Annotated in this window: 23 protein-coding genes and 1 pseudogene; 10 read left to right on the top strand and 14 right to left on the bottom strand. The window is 37.9% G+C overall.

Translation table 11 applies throughout. The features are described 5' to 3' along the window. Positions 1-6 precede the first annotated feature (6 nt). Positions 7-549 carry a TlpA family protein disulfide reductase gene (locus GUU89_RS03875; protein WP_162126692.1) on the top strand — a complete coding sequence of 181 codons (543 nt, stop codon included), beginning with the start codon at positions 7-9 and terminating at the stop codon, positions 547-549. A 177-nt stretch (positions 550-726) separates the two neighbouring features. Continuing rightward, the gene (locus GUU89_RS03870) at positions 727-1,074 is read left to right on the top strand and encodes a toxin-antitoxin system YwqK family antitoxin (RefSeq protein WP_162126691.1); all 348 of its coding nucleotides are present in this window, start codon (positions 727-729) and stop codon (positions 1,072-1,074) included. 70 nt (positions 1,075-1,144) lie between these two features. On the opposite strand, the gene GUU89_RS03865 is transcribed toward GUU89_RS03870, so the two are convergent. The 3 genes from GUU89_RS03865 to GUU89_RS03855 form a co-directional block, all read right to left on the bottom strand. Next, complete coding sequence (locus GUU89_RS03865) at positions 1,145-1,555, bottom strand: BrxA/BrxB family bacilliredoxin (protein WP_162126690.1); 411 nt, start codon at positions 1,553-1,555, stop codon at positions 1,145-1,147. Positions 1,556-1,688: 133 nt separating this feature from the next. Beyond that, on the bottom strand, positions 1,689-2,825 hold the full coding sequence (locus GUU89_RS03860; protein ID WP_162126689.1) for a lycopene cyclase family protein: 1,137 nt from the start codon (positions 2,823-2,825) through the stop codon (positions 1,689-1,691). A gap of 2 nt (positions 2,826-2,827) precedes the next feature. Continuing rightward, positions 2,828-3,571 (bottom strand): transporter, encoded by a 744-nt coding sequence (locus tag GUU89_RS03855; RefSeq protein ID WP_162126688.1) that lies wholly within the window; start codon positions 3,569-3,571, stop codon positions 2,828-2,830. Positions 3,572-3,652: 81 nt separating this feature from the next. Here GUU89_RS03855 and GUU89_RS03850 point away from each other — a divergent pair, with 81 nt between their 5' ends. After that, complete coding sequence (locus GUU89_RS03850; RefSeq protein ID WP_162126687.1) at positions 3,653-4,306, top strand: metal-dependent transcriptional regulator; 654 nt, start codon at positions 3,653-3,655, stop codon at positions 4,304-4,306. 3 nt (positions 4,307-4,309) lie between these two features. After that, positions 4,310-6,187 (top strand): Nramp family divalent metal transporter, encoded by a 1,878-nt coding sequence (locus tag GUU89_RS03845; RefSeq protein ID WP_162126686.1) that lies wholly within the window; start codon positions 4,310-4,312, stop codon positions 6,185-6,187. Here GUU89_RS03845 and GUU89_RS03840 read toward each other — a convergent pair. From GUU89_RS03840 to GUU89_RS03825, 4 genes are all read right to left on the bottom strand, one after another. Then, positions 6,184-6,309 (bottom strand): FeoB-associated Cys-rich membrane protein, encoded by a 126-nt coding sequence (locus GUU89_RS03840; protein ID WP_162126685.1) that lies wholly within the window; start codon positions 6,307-6,309, stop codon positions 6,184-6,186. The genes GUU89_RS03845 and GUU89_RS03840 overlap by 4 nt on opposite strands. Continuing rightward, entirely contained in the window at positions 6,309-8,411 is a 2,103-nt protein-coding gene (gene feoB / locus GUU89_RS03835; RefSeq protein WP_162126684.1) for a ferrous iron transport protein B, read from the bottom strand. The genes GUU89_RS03840 and feoB overlap by 1 nt, the downstream gene beginning before the upstream one ends. Positions 8,412-8,417: 6 nt before the next feature. Further along, positions 8,418-8,654 (bottom strand): FeoA family protein, encoded by a 237-nt coding sequence (locus tag GUU89_RS03830; RefSeq protein WP_162126683.1) that lies wholly within the window; start codon positions 8,652-8,654, stop codon positions 8,418-8,420. Positions 8,655-8,727: 73 nt separating this feature from the next. Continuing rightward, the gene (locus GUU89_RS03825) at positions 8,728-9,402 is read right to left on the bottom strand and encodes an SCO family protein (protein ID WP_162126682.1); all 675 of its coding nucleotides are present in this window, start codon (positions 9,400-9,402) and stop codon (positions 8,728-8,730) included. A 139-nt stretch (positions 9,403-9,541) separates the two neighbouring features. On the opposite strand from GUU89_RS03825, the gene GUU89_RS03820 reads away from it, so the two are divergent. Further along, positions 9,542-11,596, top strand: coding sequence for a M13 family metallopeptidase (locus tag GUU89_RS03820; RefSeq protein ID WP_162126681.1), 2,055 nt, complete (start codon positions 9,542-9,544; stop codon positions 11,594-11,596). A gap of 271 nt (positions 11,597-11,867) precedes the next feature. Here GUU89_RS03820 and GUU89_RS15255 read toward each other — a convergent pair whose 3' ends face one another. The 4 genes from GUU89_RS15255 to GUU89_RS03805 form a co-directional block, all read right to left on the bottom strand. Next, positions 11,868-12,347, bottom strand: coding sequence for a Rossmann-fold NAD(P)-binding domain-containing protein (locus GUU89_RS15255; RefSeq protein ID WP_317163854.1), 480 nt, complete (start codon positions 12,345-12,347; stop codon positions 11,868-11,870). An 86-nt stretch (positions 12,348-12,433) separates the two neighbouring features. After that, on the bottom strand, positions 12,434-12,685 hold the full coding sequence (locus tag GUU89_RS15250; protein WP_317163853.1) for a Rossmann-fold NAD(P)-binding domain-containing protein: 252 nt from the start codon (positions 12,683-12,685) through the stop codon (positions 12,434-12,436). After that, positions 12,666-15,053 carry a M20/M25/M40 family metallo-hydrolase gene (locus GUU89_RS03810; RefSeq protein ID WP_235921964.1) on the bottom strand — a complete coding sequence of 796 codons (2,388 nt, stop codon included), beginning with the start codon at positions 15,051-15,053 and terminating at the stop codon, positions 12,666-12,668. The genes GUU89_RS15250 and GUU89_RS03810 overlap by 20 nt, the downstream gene beginning before the upstream one ends. Before the next feature lie 10 nt (positions 15,054-15,063). Next, on the bottom strand, positions 15,064-15,414 hold the full coding sequence (locus tag GUU89_RS03805) for a hypothetical protein (protein WP_162126680.1): 351 nt from the start codon (positions 15,412-15,414) through the stop codon (positions 15,064-15,066). 350 nt (positions 15,415-15,764) lie between these two features. On the opposite strand from GUU89_RS03805, the gene GUU89_RS03800 reads away from it, so the two are divergent. From GUU89_RS03800 to GUU89_RS03790, 3 genes are all read left to right on the top strand, one after another. Continuing rightward, positions 15,765-16,097 carry a single-stranded DNA-binding protein gene (locus GUU89_RS03800; RefSeq protein ID WP_162126679.1) on the top strand — a complete coding sequence of 111 codons (333 nt, stop codon included), beginning with the start codon at positions 15,765-15,767 and terminating at the stop codon, positions 16,095-16,097. Positions 16,098-16,112: 15 nt separating this feature from the next. Continuing rightward, the gene (locus GUU89_RS03795; protein ID WP_162126678.1) at positions 16,113-16,553 is read left to right on the top strand and encodes an HRDC domain-containing protein; all 441 of its coding nucleotides are present in this window, start codon (positions 16,113-16,115) and stop codon (positions 16,551-16,553) included. 211 nt (positions 16,554-16,764) lie between these two features. Beyond that, positions 16,765-17,202 carry a hypothetical protein gene (locus tag GUU89_RS03790; protein ID WP_162126677.1) on the top strand — a complete coding sequence of 146 codons (438 nt, stop codon included), beginning with the start codon at positions 16,765-16,767 and terminating at the stop codon, positions 17,200-17,202. Between the two features lie 2 nt (positions 17,203-17,204). Here the strand turns inward: GUU89_RS03790 and GUU89_RS03785 are convergent, their stop codons facing one another. From GUU89_RS03785 to metG, 3 genes and pseudogenes are all read right to left on the bottom strand, one after another. Next, entirely contained in the window at positions 17,205-17,828 is a 624-nt protein-coding gene (locus tag GUU89_RS03785) for a chloramphenicol acetyltransferase (protein WP_162126676.1), read from the bottom strand. A 1-nt stretch (position 17,829) separates the two neighbouring features. Continuing rightward, positions 17,830-18,519 (bottom strand): HAD family hydrolase, encoded by a 690-nt coding sequence (locus tag GUU89_RS03780; RefSeq protein WP_162126675.1) that lies wholly within the window; start codon positions 18,517-18,519, stop codon positions 17,830-17,832. A gap of 8 nt (positions 18,520-18,527) precedes the next feature. After that, a pseudogene (gene metG, locus GUU89_RS03775) lies at positions 18,528-20,584 on the bottom strand (methionine--tRNA ligase). Positions 20,585-20,752: 168 nt separating this feature from the next. Between metG and GUU89_RS03770 the strand changes: the two are divergent. Together GUU89_RS03770 and GUU89_RS03765 are read left to right on the top strand one after the other, a co-directional pair. Then, positions 20,753-21,649 (top strand): S66 peptidase family protein, encoded by an 897-nt coding sequence (locus tag GUU89_RS03770; protein ID WP_162126674.1) that lies wholly within the window; start codon positions 20,753-20,755, stop codon positions 21,647-21,649. Beyond that, positions 21,650-22,009 carry a YraN family protein gene (locus tag GUU89_RS03765; protein ID WP_162126673.1) on the top strand — a complete coding sequence of 120 codons (360 nt, stop codon included), beginning with the start codon at positions 21,650-21,652 and terminating at the stop codon, positions 22,007-22,009. The last annotated feature ends 29 nt before the right edge of the window (positions 22,010-22,038 follow it).

The raw sequence follows: 22,038 nt of genomic DNA, 5'->3' as shown, positions 1-22,038 counted from the left end.
GACCGAATGACTAAAGCCAAACTGGATGCTGCTTTTGTGGCATTACATAAAAAGGATTTGGACATGAATATTTCGGGATTAGAAGAATATTATGCTCAGATTTTGGCCAACAAGCAAATGAATAATAAACCGGCTCCCAATTTTGATTACGAAAATCATAAAGGAGGTAAAACGTCATTGGAGAGTTTAAGAGGAAAATATGTTTACATTGATGTGTGGGCTACCTGGTGCGGGCCATGTCGTGCTGAAATTCCTTTTTTGAAAACAATTGAAAAACAATACGAAGGAAAGAATGTTGAGTTTGTGAGTATTTCGGTTGATGTGGAAAAAGACCATGACAAGTGGAAGAATTTTGTAACCGAAAAAAGCCTGGAAGGTACTCAGTTGTATGCCGATAAAAACTTTATGTCTGATTTTATAAGAGCTTTCAAAATTAACTCTATTCCAAGATTTATTCTGATTGATCCGAAAGGCGTAGTGGTTGATGCCGATGCCTTGCGTCCGTCAAACCCTAAATTGACTGAGCAATTAGACGGTTTGCTTAAGTAGCATTCTTAAAAAACGAATCCGAAACCACTTCCTGAAAGTGGTTTTTTTATGCGCGAAATTTTAGTCCCAATGTTAAGTTTTCACTCAATGTTACCAAATTGTTAAGTAAAAGTTTTTTTAATGTAAATTAATGTCTAAATTTGATATCTAATTATTAAGCAATTAAAACCTACGACTATGAAAAAGCTATTAATTTTAGGAGCCTTGATGATCTCAGGATTCACTTTTGCCCAAGCAGCTAAGCCTGTTTTAGAACAAGAAGGCAATTTAGTAAAAGCAACTTACTATTATGATAACGGTCAAATACAACAACAAGGATACTTCAAAGACGGGAAACCGGAAGGCAAATGGGTAGCCTTTGACCAACAAGGAAACAAAAAGTCAATAGGCGAATATGTCAATGGACAAAAAACCGGAAAATGGTTTTTTTGGAATGACAAAGCATTAAGCGAAGTGGATTATTCCAACAGCAGAGTTGCTTCGGTTAAAGCATGGAAACAAGACGCGCTGGTAAACAGAAATTAAAAGTTAATTTCATTATAATAAAAAAGGAACTCTACTGAGTTCCTTTTTTATTGACTATAACTTGTTTTGATTAACAAAATTCAGTGTAAGCGTCTTTTAAGTTTTCTGCAATCAGTTCAGCAGGACGACCTTCGATATGGTGACGCTCTAACATGTGAACCAATTCACCGTTTTTGAACAAAGCCATACTTGGTGATGAAGGCGGAAAAGGGAACATGTGCTGACGGGCAGCATCAACCGCTTCTCTGTCAACTCCGGCAAAAACCGTTACCAAATGATCGGGTTTTTTGGCACCGTCTAAACTCATACGGGCTCCCGGACGGGCATTTCTGGCCGCACAACCGCAAACCGAATTCACAACTACCAATGTAGTTCCTTCAGCTTTGATTGCGTTTTCTACTTCCTCTGCAGTATATAATTCCTGAAAACCAACTTCGGCCAATTCGGCGCGCATCGGTAATACCATTTCTTCTGGATACATAATTTAAAAATATTAGATTTTAGATATGAAATTTTTAGATTTAAAAATCTGATGCAAAGATAAGCAGAATTCTAAAAGTAAGTTTTAACGAAGTCATAAAGATTTGTTATCGTTGAATCAGAAACAACAGCAATTAAAAAAGTCTTCTGAGGAGAGCTTTCACGAAGAGACCTTTCGGGCATTTCCAAATTACTTGCAAATCTTCCCAAAATGAAGTTTCCTCATCCAGAAATTTGAAAATGATTGTAGAATTTCCTTTTTCAAACATAGCCGAAAAGATAGCCGCACCAACCTCATTTTTTTTAGCCAAAATATCTAAAAGCAGTAAATCGTAAAACCAGAATTTGTTGGTTTTATGGAATTTTCTAAAATCGGATTCCTTATTTAAAAATTGTACTAATGCCTTTGATTTTTTGATTGTATTGGTAAAAGTATAGCCCGTACTGGCTTTTGTCCAACCACCTGCGGAGCCAATATGAAGGATGTTTTTCGAGTTGTGTTTCCAAAACGGATAACAAGTCATCGGAATATTTCCTTGTTCTTTTTCTATGATTTCGTAATCGGTACAACCCAGTTTTTGAATGTATTTTTTGATTTCGGTTTCGTATTCTTCTTTTTGAAGCAATTCTTGGGAGAATAAAGTATATTCCAGCAACGCTTCCGTTTCCGATGTAGGCAAGACATACATAAATCGGGTATTACCTTTTTGCGCTACCGAAAAATCCATAAAAGTGGCGCAATCCGGACTGAAAACAGCTTCCTTACTTTTGATAAACCAACCGATAAAATGTTGGTGTAAAAAAGGATATTGGGTTTGATTGGTTACTATTTCCGGATGAAAAATGGAGTTGAAAATTTGATTGCAACTATAACTTTCAGTTTCCGTTTTTACCACACAATGATTTCCTAATTCCTGAAAATCGATTACTTTTTGCGTTGTAAAGTGAATGTTTTTTTGACTGGAAATTAAATCGAAAATCAAAGTGTAAAAATCCAAGCCTTTGACCATTTTGTATTGGTATGGATGTAAAGCTAATTTCTCTTCGAATTTTTTGTTTTTAAACCAGGCGGAGCTCCATTTTTTGGAGACTATTTCGTCAAAGGCTTTATTTTCTGCCCAAAAACACCAAGTTCGGTCATTCGTTTTTTTTGAATTTTCATCCAAAAGTAAAATGGATTTGTCTTCAAATTTTCCGGAAAGTACCATTTCATACACCGTCATCAGTGCCGCTAAGCCCGATCCGGTGAAAATGTAATGGTAATGTTTCATAGTTATTGTCTGAATGAAAAGCCAAAGGCAATATAATGTTCCGGCGCATTATCGGTCAACCCAACGCCCGAAGACAAATCTACCATAAAATTATCGGTAATCAAATAGGTAACACCGCCATCCAAATTATGATTGGCACTGTCGTCCTGAGGAGCAAAACCAAATAATTCTATATATGAACCCAGTTTATTTGTAACTGCATATCCTGTTGTCAAAGTATAAATATAGGTAGTAGCCGGCGTAACACCATCCCATTCACAACCTAGATTATAACCCAGTGATAACTTTTCAGAAAGGGTGTGTTGCATCGTAAATCGGAATTCCGGAGCCGAGTAATCCGTTTTATATTTTGACGAAGCGGCATTGGGTAATGAAACATGGCCAATAAAAGACGTTTTGGGAACAATCCCTTTTTCTTGGCAAAGACTGACTTTAAATCCGATTAATACCGGACTGAAGCCGGATAATTTTTCGTCATCTATTTTTTCGGAAACAAATTCTGTAATCAATCGCACTTCAAAATTGCCATTCACACCATATTTCCATAGTGTTGAGGGAAGGCTCCACGTTTCATTGTGGTTTTCATTTTTTTGAAAAGTAAAACCGGTTTCCACTTGAAACATTCCTTTCGGAACTATGGCCGGTGTTTCGGTTTGGTCAGGTCGGTCCGCTTGTATAGGTTCCGTCTTTTGTGAAAAGCAGGTGTTAGATAGCCATAAGAGCAGCAGTAATATTTTCAGTTTCATAAATTAAATTTTAGACAAAACTAAAAATATATTTTGATTACCAAAAACAATTGTTATTTTTGCTTTTGTAAAAGATAAAGTATGACCTATTCTGAAGAAAATTATTTAAAGATAATTTACCACTTATCAGTAGTTTCTAAAACCGAAATTTCTACCAATGCCATTGCGCAGGAAATGCAAACCAAAGCCTCATCGGTGACAGATATGTTAAAAAAACTGGCCGAAAAAGAATTGGTGAGTTATCAAAAATACCAAGGCGTTTCTTTGACAGAGAAAGGTTTTTTTGCGGCCAAAATGATAGTAAGAAAGCACCGCCTTTGGGAAGTTTTTTTAGTAGAAAAACTTGATTTTACTTGGGATGAGGTACATGAAATTGCCGAAGAATTAGAACACATTCAATCGGATAAACTGATTAACAAACTGGATGCTTTTTTAGATTTTCCGTCCAAAGACCCTCACGGAGACCCGATTCCGGATAAAGACGGCAATATTGCCAAAGTAGAAAAACAGTTGTTATCCGAATTGGGAATTAATAAAACCGGCATTTGCGTGGGCGTCAAAGATTCGTCAACCGGATTTTTGCAATACTTAGACAAACAAAAAATAGCCTTGGGCTCTAAAATAAGAATCCTCGAAAAAGAAAGTTTCGACAATTCTTTAACCATAGAAATTGATGGCAACAAGCTTTTGATTACCCATAAAATTGCCGGTAATCTTTTTATAAAAACGATATAAAATATGAACAAATCAAAATCACTTGAAGAAGTAAATGAATCGGTTGCCACTCAAGGCAATGCTAAAGGGTTCAGAAAAATATTGGCATTTCTCGGGCCGGCTTATTTGATAAGTGTCGGTTATATGGATCCCGGGAATTGGGCGACTGATATTGCCGGCGGAAGTCAGTTTGGGTATGCCTTGATTTGGGTTTTATTGATGAGTAATATCATGGCGCTGTTGCTGCAAAGTTTGAGCGCTCGTCTCGGAATTGTTACGCAACACGATTTGGCGCAAGCTTCCCGCGAAACCTATTCGAAGTTCGTTAATTATGTGCTTTATTTTTTGGCCGAAGTAGCTATTGCCGCTTGTGATTTAGCCGAGGTTTTAGGAATGGCTATCGGAATCAATTTGCTTTTTGGCATTCCGTTGATGGAAGGCGTGCTGATTACGGTTTTAGATACTTTTTTATTGTTGTTTTTAATCAACAAAGGCATCCGAAAAATGGAAGCGTTTATCATTGCTTTAGTAGTGATTATAGGCTTTTCGTTTGTGTTTGAAATGATTTTTGCACAGCCCGAAGTAGGTAAAATATTTGCCGGTTTGGTTCCGAGTCTGCCTAACGCTAATGCACTTTATATTGCTATCGGAATTATTGGAGCCACAGTAATGCCGCACAATTTATACCTTCATTCTTCTTTGGTTCAAACCCGAAAATTTGACCGAAGCGATAAGGGCATTAAACAAGCTTTGAAATACAATTTTATAGACAGTACGATTGCGTTGAATTTAGCTTTTTTTGTCAATGCGGCGATTTTGATTTTGGCAGCAGCGACGTTCTACAAAAATGGGATGTTTCATGTAGCCGAAATTCAAGATGCTCACCAGCTTTTGGCACCTTTATTGGGAACACAATGGGCACCGATTTTATTTGCCGTTGCTTTGATTGCCGCTGGGCAAAGTTCTACTATCACAGGAACCTTGGCCGGACAAATTATAATGGAAGGTTACTTGAATTTGAGAATACAACCTTGGGTGCGTAGAATCATTACGCGATTAATTGCGATTGTTCCTGCCGTTATTGCCATCCTCTATTTTGGCGAAAGCGTGACCGGAAAACTGTTGATTTTAAGTCAGGTGATTTTGAGTTTGCAGTTGGGATTTGCGATTATTCCGTTGATTCATTTTGTCAGCGATAAAACTAAAATGAAAGGATTCCACATTAGTAAAACCACTCAGGTTGCTTCTTGGTTGATTGCTACCATTATCGTTTCCTTAAATGCTAAATTGGTTTTTGATGAAATCAAAGGTTGGCTCGAAACGTCCGAAAACCCTACAGTGCTTTGGTTTACTGTGGTTCCTTTGGCGATTGGATTTTTGATTTTGCTGTTGTATATCATTTTTGAACCTTTTGTAGCGAAAGCCAAAACAGCTATCGATAATCATTCGCCACACACCTTAACTTTACAATTAAACAATCACAAGGATTATCAAAAAAAGAACATTGCTGTTTCAGTTGATTTTTCTTCAGCGGATGAGAAAGCCATTCTTCATGCTATTGATTTCGGTGGGAAAGAAGCAAATTATACTTTGATTCACGTGGTGGAAACCGTTGGAGCCATGTTCTACGGAAACAAAATTAGTGATCACGAAACTTCCATTGATGAGAAATTGCTTTTTGACTATTACAAAATGATAGAAGAAAAAGGCTTTAAAGTGGATACTAAATTAGGATTCGGGAAACCCGGTAAAGTGATTCCGAGAATTGTTAATGAAGGGAATTATGATTTATTGATTATGGGAACGCATGGACACACCGGATTCAAAGATTTAATTTTTGGCACCACCGTTAATACCGTACGACACCGAATCAACATTCCGTTGTTTTTGGTAAAGCATTAATGGCAAGCACAATCATCTTTGTCACAACCTTTTTTGGATTTCTTTTTGCCCAAAAACTTTTGTCCCAAAAAACCAATGGCAATGCCAAGTGCGATGTATACTAATATTTCTTGTACGTTCATTATTTCAAAATTTGAAACGCAATAAGCGCTGTTAGATAAGCAAATCCGCTCATGAATACCAGCTGAATTACAGGCCATTTCCAAGAATTGGTTTCTTTTTTTACGATGGCCAAGGTGCTGATACATTGCATCGCAAAGGCATAAAAAAGTAATAAGGAAACTCCGGTTGCAAAGTTGAATACTTTTTTTCCGTCCGGGTAGACTTCGGCTTCCATTCGGTTTTTGATGGTAGTTTCTTCGCTGTTGTGGCTGCCAACACTGTAAATAGTGGCCAAGGTTCCTACGAAAACTTCGCGGGCGGCAAACGAACTCACCACGGCAATGCCTATTTTCCAGTCATAGCCCAAAGGTTGAATAACCGGCTCGATAGATTTTCCGATGATACCGATGTAAGAATGCTCTAATTTATAAGAACTGATTTCGTCAGCGATGTAATTTTTGTCGGTTTGATTTTCGATTTTGGCTTTTTGCTCTACGACACTTTCTGCTTTGGCAAAGTCTTTCTTCGGGCCATGAGAACCCAAAAACCATAGGATAACCGATAAGGCTAAGATTATTTTCCCGGCACCAAAAACAAAGGCTTTGGTTTTTTCAATTACATTAATGGCTACATTTTTGAAAAGCGGTAATTTGTAATTGGGCATTTCTACCACGAAATAAGATTTGGTCTTTAGTTTTAAAATTTTATTCAAAATAAAAGCCGAAAAAATGGCCATTCCAAAACCTAACAAATATAAAATCATCAATGTTGCTCCTTGCAAACTAAAGATACCAAGCAGTCTTTTTTCCGGAATAATCAGTGCAATGATGATAGCGTAAACCGGCAAACGCGCCGAACAAGTGATGAATGGAGTTACCAAAATAGTAATCAGTCGCTCTTTCCAGTTTTCAATATTTCTGGAACTCATAATCGCCGGAATAGCACAAGCTGTCCCCGAAATTAAAGGCACCACACTTTTGCCTGAAAGGCCGTAACGGCGCATGATTTTGTCCATCAAAAACACTACACGACTCATATAACCGCTTTCTTCGAGTACTGAAATAAACAGAAACAGAAAAGCAATTTGCGGAATAAAAATCACGATACCGCCAATTCCCGGAATGATGCCTTCGCTGATTAAATCAGTAAATTCTCCGGCAGGCAGATGATATTTGGCATAATTCGCTAAGTTGGCAAATGTGCTGTCAATGAATTCCATCGGAACACTCGACCAATCAAAAATAGACTGGAAAATCAACAACAAGATGCCGAAGAAAATAGCGTAACCAAAGATTTTATGAGTTAAAACTTTGTCCAGTTTTGAGCGCAAATCAGAAGCGTTTGCCGTATCAATGGTTTGACCAATTTTCAACGTGTCATTGATAAATTGGTAGCGTTTGATGGTTTCCTTTTGCTGTAAACGTTTTAAATCGCTATGCGATTTGGTAAATGAATTGCGAATTTCATTTCGTTCTAAATTCAAAAAATTGACATCTTGAGTAATTACCAGCCAAAGTTTATAAAGTAATTGGTTTGGAAAAGCTTTTCGAAGTTTGTCAAAATACTCCACATCAATAACGGAAGCGTTTAAACAAGGTTCCGTTGATAGCGATTTGTATTCAACAATTTGATTTTTTAAATCTTCAATCCCAATGCCTTTTCGGGTGCTGACCAAAACGATTTTGGTTTTCAGTTGCTCTTCCAGAAAAGGGATATCCAAAGTAATTCCCTTTGGTTTCATTCGGTCCGTCATATTGATGACCAAGATGGTTGGAATCTCTAAATCTTTGATTTGGGTAAAAAGCAATAAATTTCGTTTCAAATTCTCCACATCGGTCACGACCACCGCAACGTCGGGATAGAGTTTGTCGTTTTTATTCAGCAGCAATTCGATAACCACATTTTCATCAATAGAACTGGCATTCAAACTGTAAGTCCCCGGCAAATCAAGGATATTGGCTTTGATGTTGTTGGGTAATTTAGAAAAACCCAATTTTTTTTCCACCGTAATACCGGGATAGTTTCCAACCTGCTGATTCAATCCGGTAAGTTGATTAAACACCGAAGTTTTTCCCGTATTGGGATTTCCAATTAAAGCTACAGTAATGTTTTGAATGCTCATCTTTGGTTATTTCTCGTGGAGTTCAACTTCAATCTCACGAGCTGTTTCTTTTCGAATAGCCAAATGAGAACCGTTGTTTACATTCAAATAAATAGGATCGCCAAGCGGGGCAATTTGGATAATCTCCAAATCGTTATCGGGCAAACAGCCCATTTCTAAAAGCTTTAGCGGAATTTTATCCAAATCAACATGAATGATAGTGGCTTTGTCTCCAATTTGTAATAAATCAACGGTGGTTTTCAATGCTTATTTAGATTGAATTAAGATTACAAAAGTAGGCATAAAAAAGGAATATAAAATGACAATTATCAGTTTACTACTTTTTATCGTTTTCGCAAAGCCAATTAATATCGTCAATCAGCCTCTTAATTTCTTCTTTTTTGGTACCGTCATAAAAACCGCGGACTCTTTTTTGGGCATCTACCAACACAAAGTTTTCAGTATGTACCATGTCGTATAGTTCGTCTGGTTTACCCAGCTTAACCGCTAAATAAGATTTTCGGGCCAAACTGTAAATGTCTTTTTTGTCACCGGTAACCAAGTTCCATTTGGAGTCGACTACGCCTTTGGCCAAAGCATATTTTTTCAAAACGGGCACGCTGTCAATCTCCGGTGTTACCGTATGAGAGAGCAACATAACTTTAGGATTATTTAAAATCGCTTTCTGCACATCAACCATATTGGCGGTCATTTTCGGACAAATGGAGCCACAAGTAGTAAAGAAAAAATCGGCTACATAAATTTTGCCTTCATAATCTTTTTGTGTGATGATTTTTCCGTTTTGATTGATAAAGGAGAAGTTACCAATGGTATGGTATTTTTCTACATATTGCATGGTACTGTCTACCAATTCCGGGTTGACATCCGCCGGATTATAGATGGGCAAAGCTTTGCTGGGTTTCAGTACATTGTAAAACAGCGTAATGGTGATGATGGAAAAAACAATAAAAGTTCCAATCAAGATTCGGTATTTCTTTATAAAAGGCAGCATGCTTTTTTTTTGCAAAAGTACAAAAGCAACGGCTAGTTTGTAACATTTACAACCCAATAAAGACTTATCTTTTTTATTAAAAAAAGATTCTTCCATCAGAATCAATACATTTGCACTATTAACAAACACTAAATGATTTATGAAAATGAATGCTATTTCAAAAACGTTGTTGGCCACACTGGTTTTTACCGGAGTTTCGCAAGTCAACGCACAAAAAAAGACGCCTGGAATCGACACGTCTTTAATGGATAAAACCGTAAGTCCAACCCAAGATTTTTTTAAATTTGTTAACGGAACTTGGTTAAAAAACACTGAAATTCCGGCTGACAAAACCCGTTGGGGAAGTTTTGATGAACTACGTCAAAACACGGACAAAGATGCATTGGCCATTTTAAAAGATGCAGCCAAAAATCCAAAATACCTTTCCAATACAGACCAAGGCAAAGCCATCAATATGTACAAAGCCGCTATGGATACCGTAGCGAGAAACAAACAAGGCATTGCTCCTTTGAAACCGTATTTGGCCAAAATTAACGCGGTTAAAAACATTCAGGATTTGCAAAAATTGATGATGGATGAAGAAGCTGTTGGTGGAGGCGTTGGTTTTTTCGGAGTTCGTATTGGAGCTGATGAAAAAAACAGTAACCGAAATGTAGTGAGTTTAGGCGTAGGCGGTTTAGGATTACCAGATAGAGATTATTATATTTCTGACGATAAAGATTCTAAAGAAAAACGCGAAAAATACGTTTTGCATGTTGCCAAAATGCTACAGTTTTTAGGCGAAAAACCAGAACAAGCTAAAGCAGATGCCGATAAAATTTTGGCATTAGAAATCCAAATGTCACAACCAAGATTAGACAGAGTAGAAAGAAGAGATGCTCGTAAACAATACAACCCAACAGCGATTGCCGATTTACAAAAAATGCTACCGGTAGTAAAATGGGATACTTATTTAAAAGGTGTTGGATTCACTAAATTGGACACTATCATTGTTTCGCAACCAAGATATATGGCAGCGTTGCAAACCATTTTTACCGAAAATAAAGTGGATTCTTGGAAAGCATACATGCGCTGGATGTTGTTGAGAAGTTCAGCAGGCCAATTATCAACGGATATTGAAACTGCTAACTGGGAGTTTTATGGTAAAACCTTAACCGGAGCTTTAAAACAAAGACCGCGTCACGAAAAAGCTTTGCAAACCGTAAACGGTACCGTTGGAGAAGCATTAGGGAAATTATATGTAGAAAAAATGTTCCCGGCTGAAGCCAAAGAAAAGGCGTCAAAAATGATTCAAAATATCATCAGAGCCTACAAAAAAAGAATCAATAATTTGACATGGATGTCTGCCGCTACCAAAGCAAAAGCCATCGAAAAATTAGACAAACTAACCATTAAAATTGGCTATCCTGACAAATGGGAAGATTATTCTGCTTTAGTAATCAAAAGCCCGGAAGAAGGAGGAACTTATTTTGACAATATCAAAAACGTTTCCCAATGGGGTTGGAAAAAAGATTTGGCTAAATTGGGCAAACCGGTAGATAAAACCGAGTGGGGTATGTCACCGCAAACGGTAAATGCTTACTACAATCCTTCTTATAATGAGATTGTATTCCCGGCGGCCATTTTACAACCTCCTTTCTACAATTATCAAGCTGATGAAGCGGTAAATTATGGTGGAATCGGAGCGGTTATTGGTCACGAAATTTCACACGGATTTGATGATGAAGGTTCACGTTATAATGCCGAAGGAAACTTGGTTGATTGGTGGACAGCTGATGATTTGACACAGTTTACGGCTTTAGGAACAGCTTTGGCCGATCAATATTCAGCTTTGGAGCCACTTCCGGGGATTCATGTAGACGGTAAATTTACTCTAGGAGAAAATATTGGAGACTTGGGCGGAATTAACGCTGCTTACGACGGATTGCAATTATATTTAAGAGAAAACGGTAATCCGGGATTAATTGACGGATACACGCCGGAACAACGTTTGTTCATTTCTTGGGCTACTATCTGGAGAAGCAAAATGCGTGATGAAGCGATTAAAAATCAAGTAAAAACCGATCCGCATTCACCGGGAATGTACAGAGCTTACGTGCCTCTGTTAAACTTGGATACGTTCCAACAAGCCTTTGGCATCAAAGCAGGAGACGGGATGTATTTACCTACTGATAAACAAGTTAAAATCTGGTAAGACCACCACTAAATAAATAAAAACCTCAAGTTATGCTTGAGGTTTTTTTATACTTTTTAATAAGGCTACCACGCTAATAATTGCCCAAGTGCCTTCAAGAATCACAAAGGGCCAAAATTGAATCAGATAAGAAGAAAAACAAGCAATGGCACCGCCAAGAATGTTCAGGATATAAAATAAAATTCCGTCTTTTTTATTAAAGAAAAGATATTCAGAAAATAGGCCATTAGGATAAGGCTGACGCCAATGGTTCCGATGATGTCGGTGGTACTCATAAGAGGTGTTTTTTAAATGAATAGTTCAATACCGTTTCCAGTTTAGTACTTAGAATAGTTTTTCCGAACGACGGTTGGTTGGTTTCAAATTCCGGCAAAGGTAAATTTAATTCAAGTGCTTTTTGAGTGTAATAGTTTTTTCTGGTTGGATGAAATGAGGTGACTGCATTAAAAATTTCCCCAAAAAAATCGTTTTGAATAATGCTTTCCAAAACACCAATACAATCCGTTTGATGAATCAAATTTATAGGAGCTTCCGGGTTTTCAAGATTTTGTTTTCCGGCTAAAAATTTAATCGGATGTCGGTCATCACCAATCAATCCGCCAAAACGAACAGCCGTAGTTTTAAAATTTGTATTGTTCTGAAAAAGGGTTTCTGCTTCCAGCAATTGACGGCCGCTTTCGGAGTCTGGTTGAGGTTTAGTAGCCTCTGTGATTATGGTGTTGTCATCGGAATATACTGCTGTTGAGCTCACAAAAATCACTTTTGTAATCGTAGATTTTTCTATTAGAGATATCAGTGCTTGGATTTTGGCCACAAAATTTTCACCGGCGCTACCTCTTAATTTCGGGGGATATCAATAATCAGGATTTCTGAATCGGCTAAAAAAGAAGCTATCTCTCCTTGGATTGCGGTTTCTTTTACTTCAATTTGAAAGGCTTCAATCCCGGCATTTTCTAAAATCGGAATCTTGGCTGTTGAAGTCGTAGAACCTTTAATAGCAAATCCTTTTGCCAGCAATGATTTCGCCAACGGCAATCCCAGCCAGCCACAACCTAAAATACTGATTTTTTCATGGGCGGAGGCTGTCAATAGCAATGGTTAAACTGTCTTTTTTTATTGGATTTTGATGAAATCTCGGTTTCACTTCTGCCAATTTTGGCGATGGTTTTATTTTTTGTTTGACAATTATAGCATCATTCAAAACAAAGGGGGTTGGCATCATCCAAGGCTTTCTTTTGACGGTATTTATTAAGGGATTGTTCATCAAATCAAACGAACTTTCCAATAATTCCAATTGCAATTGGGCTTTAGCATTGATAGAAAATTCCAATTCCAAAGGAAGATTATCCACCACATAATAAGTCACTATTTTCCCGAAAGTTGTGGCGCCCATATTGCTTTTAAAACTAACCGAGGTAACACCATTAGCTTTCAGATTGTTGATTTGAATTTTATTTCGAACAAAAATATCATAGCGATTCACCTTTCGGTTAGGTGTAATTTTTATGCGATACAAATGCTGATTTCCTTTTAGCGTATCTCGCAAAAATTCAATGGTTGGTTTGGCAATATTTTTTAAAGGAGCTTCCGCCATAAAGGTGAATTCTGAGCCATATTTGCTGTAGAGTTTATTGGCGTTAACGGTTGTGGCTATCTTTGGGTTTTTGCCTAAAAAATGGGTGGTCCATTCGTCCAAATTGGTATCATAGGTTGCCCAGTTAGCTTTATTGGTATCAGCATTCAGGAGGTATACCAAACTGTTGGGTTTTGCTTTTTCATTAGTATAATCCGAACTTTGATAGGCTTTGACAAAGAATCCGAGCGATAGTAAAAAACACAATCCGGCCCAAATTCCCTTTTGCGGAAAGGAGCCAAAAACGGGCAATAACAAGGTAAACGCCAATACGGTTAAAATAGAACTTCCAAACAAAATTTTCAATCCCAAACCAATCGGAAACATTTGAATAAAAGGGATGATAATCAGCACTGTCGGAACCGCCAAGAGGACATTTAAAAACCAATTTGATTTTTGTGTCAATACAAAAAAGCCCAACATCAAAGTACTTGCCATAACCGGAAGAATTAAAAATCCGGCCCCTTGTAGTTTCAAAGCAATTCCTGAATTAATAAGTAACCAAACTAATAATGGCGCCACCAGTTGACTCATTTCGGGATTGCGTTTGCCGTTATTTTGATAAAATAAAAAGCAAATGGCCAGCGTCAAACAGACAAAAGCATAAATGTAATCGTGACCGTTATAAGTAAATCCTTGAAGAATATCATTGTATTGCGGGGAGAAAGTTAACAGTAATTTCCAACCCACATAAGTCACCAAACCGGCTGTTGCCAATGCCCCAAAAAGCGGAATAAAACCTTTGATAATTTCATCTATTCTCATCGCTCTTTTACCCAAACCAATAAAGACAAAGAGTATAAATAACCCAAACGCTATTGCCAACATAGGCCAAATCCAGCCAAAAGGATAACTTATAAAACTAAACGGCACATTAAAATATACTTGATCTTCCGTCGAATTTAAATCGGTCAAATCGGCGTTTGAAAAATAATTCAACAACGGAAATAAATACGTTCCTTGATGGGCTAACGTTCTTCGGTCTAAATTATCATAGGTGTCTTGTGCGGTGTGGTAATTAAAATGACTGTCAATAAAGGCAAAATTAAATCCTTGTATTTTTCCGGCTTCTCTGAAAACCGTCAAGTCGGTGTCGTTGGGTAACATTTTATAAATGCTGTACATCAACGAATTCGAAACCGGATAAGTAGCATTTCCGGCTTTGAAAGCGGCCACCATTTTAGCGTTGCCTTTATTAGTTTCCATCAGCATATAACTCGGCCCCGAAGAACCACGCGCTTCAAAGTTGAGCACCAGTCCTACTTCTTTGGCCCACTGATGTTGTGTTACAAATAAGGCCGCCCCGTTCAATCCCAATTCTTCTGCATCCGTAAAAAGAATAATAATGTCATTTTTATGTGGCGTCTTATTGTGCAAAAAAGCCCGAACACTCTCCAAGATAGTGGCTACTCCGCTGGCATCATCGCTGGCGCCTTTTGAAAACGAATGGGGCGCACTGTCGTAATGCGAAAGCAGTAACAACGCTTTAGTATTTGCCGAACCTTTTATACGCGCCAAAATATTTTTTGATTTGACCAAAGTACCCATCTCGGTCATCGTGAAACCTTCCTGAAGTGAGGTTTCTAATCCTAAATTTCGTAAAGTCGTTTGAAGAGAATTGGCAACTGCCTCGTGCTGTTTAGAACCCACAAAATGGGGTTTTGCCGACATCGTTTTTACCGTTTCCAGCGCCCGTTGTGTAGAAAAATCCGAAAGGGGTGCTTCAGTTTCGTCATAACACTGGGGCATCATAAAGTAAAAAACACCAAAAATGAGTGCCGCCAGCACCAAAACGGAATAGACAGAAGCGTAGTTTTTTCTCATCAGGATACAATTAGTGTTCTTTTTTGACCAGCATATAAAAATCGTTTTCCAAAAGGCGATACCCTTGGTCGTACACAAAATAATAAGTGTTGCCGTTACCGGTATTCAAAATATTGGTAAAAAAATCAAAGTCAAAGCCCTTACTCAACAGTTTCGATTTAGTCGTTTTCGATTTTCCTTCCACATTCAACGCCACCAAAATACGGTAATTTTTGCGCAACTTGTTGTTGATGTTCCGCATATAATTAGTACTGTCCTTGTTGATTTTGTTGTTATACGCATTGCGACAACCATCGCTGCAGAACTTTTTGTCCTCGCGACCCACAATTTTTTCACCACATTCTAAACAAACTTTGGTCATGTTTTTTATTTAGGGTTCACTCTAGTCCAGAGCCTTTCAGAGGTTAGGAGCGAATGGCTTGGGCTTTATCGGTTTTCCATTTTCCTGCTGTCCGTTCTATCTCGTCCCAAAAGACGAGATGCCACTCCCATCAGGGCTAGACAGTATTTGTCAGTTGTATTTGTTGTCTTTCTTTACCCAAATATAAGAAAATATTTCCGTTTACAAACGGTTACAATTAGTTACAACCGAAAGTAAATGAATAACAACCGAATAATTTTTACCCACTGCCGCAACTTTGCCTCGTTGATTTGAAACAACCATCAACAAGAGAAAATAATTTTTAACACTAACATTTAAATTGAAACGCCATGAATGCCATGAGAAACAAAGTACAGTTAATCGGTCACGTAGGACAAGAACCAGAAGTAAAAACCTTCGACGGAGGTAAAAAAGTAGTTAACATCACCATTGCTACTAACGATTATTATACCAACGACAAAGGAGAAAAAGTAGAACAAACCGAATGGCACCGAGTAAGTGCTTGGGGTAAAGTAGCCGACATCATTGAAAAATATGTTACCAAAGGCAAAGAAATTTGCATAGAAGGCAAACTAACTCACAGAAGCTATGAAGACAAAGACGGCACCAAACGATATATTACCGAAGTAGTTGCCAACGATGTCTTGTTGCTTGGGAAATAAGCATTAGCGAGAGTCATGAATATTAAAGTTTTTAATATCCGCTTGGCTAAAGAATTTTGTCAATCAGACCAAGACAAGATGAATCAGTTTTTGGATTCGGTTGAGGTAAAATTAACTTCTACCAATTTTGTTACCACGGGTACTTTAGATTTTTGGTCGGCAGCCGTTTTTTATGCCCCAAAAACCGATAAGAAAGGAACGGAAACAACGAAGTTAGCTGAAGAAGATTTGTCCCCACAAGAGCATAAAATTTTCAATGCTTTGCGTCATTGGAGAAATGATTTAGCCGAAACATTAGATTGGTCTGCTTTCAGGATTTGTCACAATTCGCATTTACTTGCCGTGGCCAAAACGAATCCCCAAACGTTGCACGATTTAGAAATGGTACCGGGATTTGGAAAGGCACGAACAGAAAAATACGGCGACGCTATTTTAGCAGTATTAAATGCGTTGTAACTGACAGCTTCTAAAGCAATGAAAGCGGTAAAAGTGAAATTTTGCCGCTTTTTTTATTTCCAAATTCTTTAAAAATTAACGCTAATACCTTAAAGTTGTCAACACGAAAACGTTTTCGGTAAGGGTTTCCAAATTTGCCATACTTTTTTTTCAATTATTTGGCTACATTTATTTTATGTTAACTGTCAAAAACATTCAAAATCAGAGTATAATGCTGAAATCCGTTGGGTTTTTAGTGTTGTTTTTGTTGTTTGTACCAAGCGGATATGCACAAGTAGGAATCAATACCACCACGCCACTTAGTACTTTGGATGTAAATGGTAATTTATCAGTAAAAACTTTGACATTAAACGGCAGCGGTTCAGTTACTTTAATCAATGATGGCGTTTATGTTTCGGTAAATCCACAAGCAACGGATCAGGAATTTCAACTCCCAAGCCCTATAACCTATCCGGGACGAATTTATTTTTTGAGAAATATTAATAATACCAATACAGCTAAACTTACAACGGCAGCCGGCAACTTCTTTTTTAAAGGATTAACCTCCGGAGGTGTCAATACACTTTACATGTATGACAACCATTACAGAACCTTACTTGTCATTAGTGATGGCTCAAATTGGACGGTTTATGAAAATTATACTCCTTAAAGTTACCTGTCCATCAACTCCTGAAAACAATCTATCAGTTCGCCAATGTGATACCCATCAACCAGTCCGTGATGCACATGAATAGCCATTGCCATGGTTTTTTTGCCATGGTCATCCATCATTTTGCCAAAGGATACTTTAGGGCAACTGTCAGGAAAAGTAAAACTTCGGGCATGTGAATAAGAAGTAAAGTTAATCCAAGGCAATGCCGAAAAGTGAATTAAGTTAATCTCAAAATCGCGTGTAATCAAACCGGGAGTGGCTTTCACACGGGCGATTTCTTTTTTGGTAATTTCAGCAAATTCATCCAGATTTTCAGCGTATTCCATCAATGAAAAGCCAAATGTTTTATCGTCTCGTAAAATCGTAGCCGAAACATCAATGGTGTCATAAATATAAACTTCATCATCAATTATGCGATACCGAAAAGGTTCGATGGCATTCACGGCCTGCAAGGTTTTGTGCAAATAATAGGTGAAAAAAGTAACCCCTAATTCTTTTGACTTTGCATAGGCTTTGGTACAATCTATAGTGGCGGTGATGCCAAAAAAAGGTTCTTCCATTTGTTTAAAAAACAGAAAATGCTCTTTTCGGTTCCAAGTGTCGAGGGGTAATTTTTGCTTCACTTTATTTTAGTAAAATTGGGAGCACATCCGAAATGTTTTCCAAAGTTCTGAAATTAGGGTGCTCTACTTTGTGACTGATTTTTTCATGTTCCCAAGTGGTGTGAAACGGAATATGAACCGCATAACCGCCAATACCCAATACCGGTAATACATCCGATTTCAGCGAATTACCAATCATAAAAAACTCATGAGGCTCAATCTCTAAACGGGTCAATAGTTTTTGGTAATTGAGTTCTTGTTTGTCGGCCATTACTTCTATATGATGAAAATAATGTCCTAAACCGGAACGATGCAACTTGCTTTGTTGGTCTTTTAAATCGCCTTTGGTGGCTACAATCAGTTTGTATTTTCCTTTTAAAGCTTCAAGTGTTTCTTCGACACCATCTAATAATTCAATGGGTTTTTGCAATAACTCTTTCCCGTATTCGATAATCTTTTCGATGATTTCAATAGAAATGGTATTGTTTGAAATTCTCATAGCCGCTTCTATCATCGAAAGAATATAGCCTTTTATACCATAACCATACAAATCTAAATTGGCAATCTCGGTCTTGAACAACTCTTGTGATAATCCTTGATGCGACAAATAATCACTCATCAAGGCACAAAATTTCTCCTCCGTTTCCTGAAAATACGGCTCGTTGACAAACAAAGTGTCATCAGCATCAAAGGCAATTACTTTTAGGTTCATAGTATTTATTAACTAATTAAAGCTCCATTCTCCACACCTTCCGCATCCGGATTGACAAAAACCAATTTACCTTCTGTGTTGTTGGTCATCAAAATCATACCCTGACTTTCTACGCCGCGTAAGGCTCTCGGTGCTAAATTTACCAAAACAGTAACACGCTTTCCGATAACTTCTTCAGGAGAAAAATGTTCTGCAATTCCCGAAACTATGGTACGAGTATCAATTCCTGTATCAACTTTCAACACCAAAAGTTTATTGGCTTTCGGCATTTTTTCAGCTTCTAAAATGGTTCCGACACGCAAATCCAATTTTGAAAAATCTTCAAAGGTTGAAGTAGGTTTTTGCGCTTCAGTGACTTGGTTTTCCATAACGTTGGCTTTTTTGGTGGCTTCCAATTTGTCTATTTGTTTTTGAATTTCGGTATCTTCAATTTGGGCAAATAATATTTCGGCCTCCCCAATTTGGTGACCGGCCGGTAGTAAGTCAGCTGTTTCTGAAACACTATTCCAACCAATAGTTTCGGCTTTTAAAATTGAGGTTAATTTGCTCGCAGTAAAAGGTAAGAAAGGTCCGGATAATACACTCAATGCTGCAGCAATTTGCAAAGCAACATACATTTGTGTTTGAACCCTTTCCGGATTGGTTTTGACCATTTTCCAAGGCTCTTCATCGGCTAAATATTTATTGCCTAAGCGTGCTACATTCATCAATTCGCCTTGTGCTTCTCTGAAACGATAACGCTCAATAGAACTTGAAATTACTGCGGGATAGGCTTTTAATTCGGCCAAAGTTTGTTCGTCAACTGGTGAAAACTCATTCGGCGAAGGCACAATGCCGTTGTAATATTTATTAGTTAAAACAACCACTCGGTTGATAAAATTGCCAAAAACGGCAGCCAGTTCGTTGTTATTTCGTGCCTGAAAATCTTTCCAGGTAAAGTCGTTGTCTTTGGTCTCCGGAGCATTGGCGGTCAACGCATAACGCAATACATCCTGCTTATTCGGGAAGTCTTGTAAATATTCGTGCAACCAAACCGCCCAGTTTTTGGAAGTCGATAGTTTGTTGCCTTCTAAATTCAGAAATTCGTTAGCCGGAACGTTATCCGGTAAAATAAAACTGCCTTCCGCTTTAAGCATCGCTGGGAAAATAATGCAATGAAAAACGATATTGTCTTTTCCGATGAAGTGTACTAGTTTGGTACCGGCATCTTTCCAATAAGGTTCCCATTCTTTTCCTTCACGAGTAGCCCATTCTTTGGTGGAAGAAATATATCCGATTGGCGCATCAAACCAAACATAGAGTTTTTTTCCTGCTGCTCCTTCCACAGGCACATCAATCCCCCAATCTAAATCTCGGGTCACCGCACGAGGTTTTAAACCATCATCCAACCATGATTTTACTTGACCTAATACGTTTACTTTCCAGTCTTTGACATGGTCTTCTAATATCCATTTCTGTAAAAAATCTTGGTATCTGTCTAGTGGTAAAAACCAATGTTTGGTTGACTTTAAAACCGGAGTTTCTCCCGTTATGGTTGATTTTGGGTTGATTAAGTCGGTGGCATTTAACGTTGAACCACAGCGTTCACATTGATCACCATAAGCTTCCGGATTTTCGCATTTTGGGCAAGTTCCGGTTACGAAACGGTCGGCCAAAAATTGATTCGCTTTGGCATCATACAATTGTTCAGTTACCTCTTCAATAAAGTCACCTTTGTCGTATAGTTTTTTGAAAAATTCCGAAGCCGTATCGTGATGAATTTTTGAGGAAGTTCGTGAATAATTGTCGAAAGAAATACCAAAATCAACAAACGACTGACGAATGATTCCGTCGTATTTATCAATGACTTGTTGTGGCGTAATCCCTTCTTTTTGGCTTTCATCGAAATGGCTACCCCGTGTTCATCGCTTCCACAAATGAAGGCCACATCTTTTCCTTGTAATCTTAAATAGCGCGCGTAAATATCTGACGGTACATAAACTCCGGCCAAATGACCAATATGGATTGGACCGTTAGTGTAAGGCAACGCGGCTGTAATGGTATATCGTTTTGGATTTTCTAACATATTCTTCTAAATAGACAGCAAAAATAACTTTTTAGCTACGAATAGCCGAATTAATTTTGGGATTTGTTTACTTTTGAAACATACTATTTTACTAACCATCACGGATTAATGCGGCCGATATTATTTTTAATTTCTTTACTTACCTTTTCCTCTTATTCACAAAAAAAGATGATTACACCACCTTATCTCCAAAAAGGCGACACTGTTGCCATCGTTTCTACAGCGCGAAAAAATATTGAAGACAATTTAAAACCCACTATTGATTTGCTGGAAGGTTGGGGTTTAAACGTAAAAATCGGGAAAACCATTGGATTGGATTATTATCAATTGGCCGGAACAGATGCCCAGCGTGCTGAAGATTTTCAAGAGCAAATGGACAACCCCAATATCAAAGCGATTTGGTGTGTTCGCGGAGGCTATGGAACGGTAAAAATTATTGACAAATTGGATTTTACTAAATTCAAACAAAATCCCAAATGGATTATCGGCTTTAGCGATGTGACCGTTTTGCACAGTCATTTGAACCGAATGGGTATTGAATCTATCCACGGAACGATGCCTGTTGCCATTCCAAGAGCTACTGATGAAGCCAAGAATTCCTTATGTGCCGCTTTGTTTGGCGACCCTTTAGCCTATACTTTAGAGTGTGATGCTTTGAATCATTTAGGCAAAGCCAAAGGAGAATTGGTAGGGGGAAATCTCTCTATTTTGTATAGTTTGTTGGGGTCAGCATCAGCGATTGATTGTCAGGATAAAATCTTGTTTTTAGAAGATTTAGACGAATATTTATACCATGTTGACCGCATGATGATGAACCTGAAACGCAACGGTTGTTTGGCCAGTTTGAAAGGAATCATTGTGGGCGGTATGACTGAAATGAAAGACAATGAAATTCCGTGGGGTAGAAATGCCTTGGAAATCATTGAGGATGCCGTCAAAGGATTGAACATTCCGATTATTTATAATTTCCCGGCAGGGCACATCAGAGACAACCGCAGTTTGATTTTTGGAAGACAAATCTCGATGGAAGTAACAGCCGAAATGAGTAAAGTAGTTTTTGAATAAATGGCAGAACACAACGAACTAGGGAAGCTTGGCGAGGAATTGGCAGCGGGTTATTTGGAACAAAACGGTTATACCATATTGGAAACTAACTGGACTTTTCAAAAAGCCGAAATTGATATTATTGCGCAAAAAGCCGAAGTTTTAGCCATCGTTGAAGTAAAAACCCGCTCGTCATTAGCATTTGGTTTGCCACAAGATTTTGTAAAACCAAAGAAAATCAGCTTGTTGGTCAAAGCGGTAAACGAATATGTTATAACCAATGATTTAGATGTGTCGGTGCGTTTTGATATCATTGCTGTCTCTAAAGAAGAGGGAGATTTTAAAATAGAACATATAGAAGATGCGTTTTATCATTTTTAATTTATGCTATTTTGAAACATATTAAGAAT

The organism is Flavobacterium phycosphaerae (assembly GCF_010119235.1).
GTDB classification, from domain to species: Bacteria; Bacteroidota; Bacteroidia; order Flavobacteriales; family Flavobacteriaceae; genus Flavobacterium; species Flavobacterium phycosphaerae.
The sequence above is the reverse complement of the archived record's forward strand: the minus strand, read 5'-3'. Positions and strand labels throughout refer to the sequence as shown.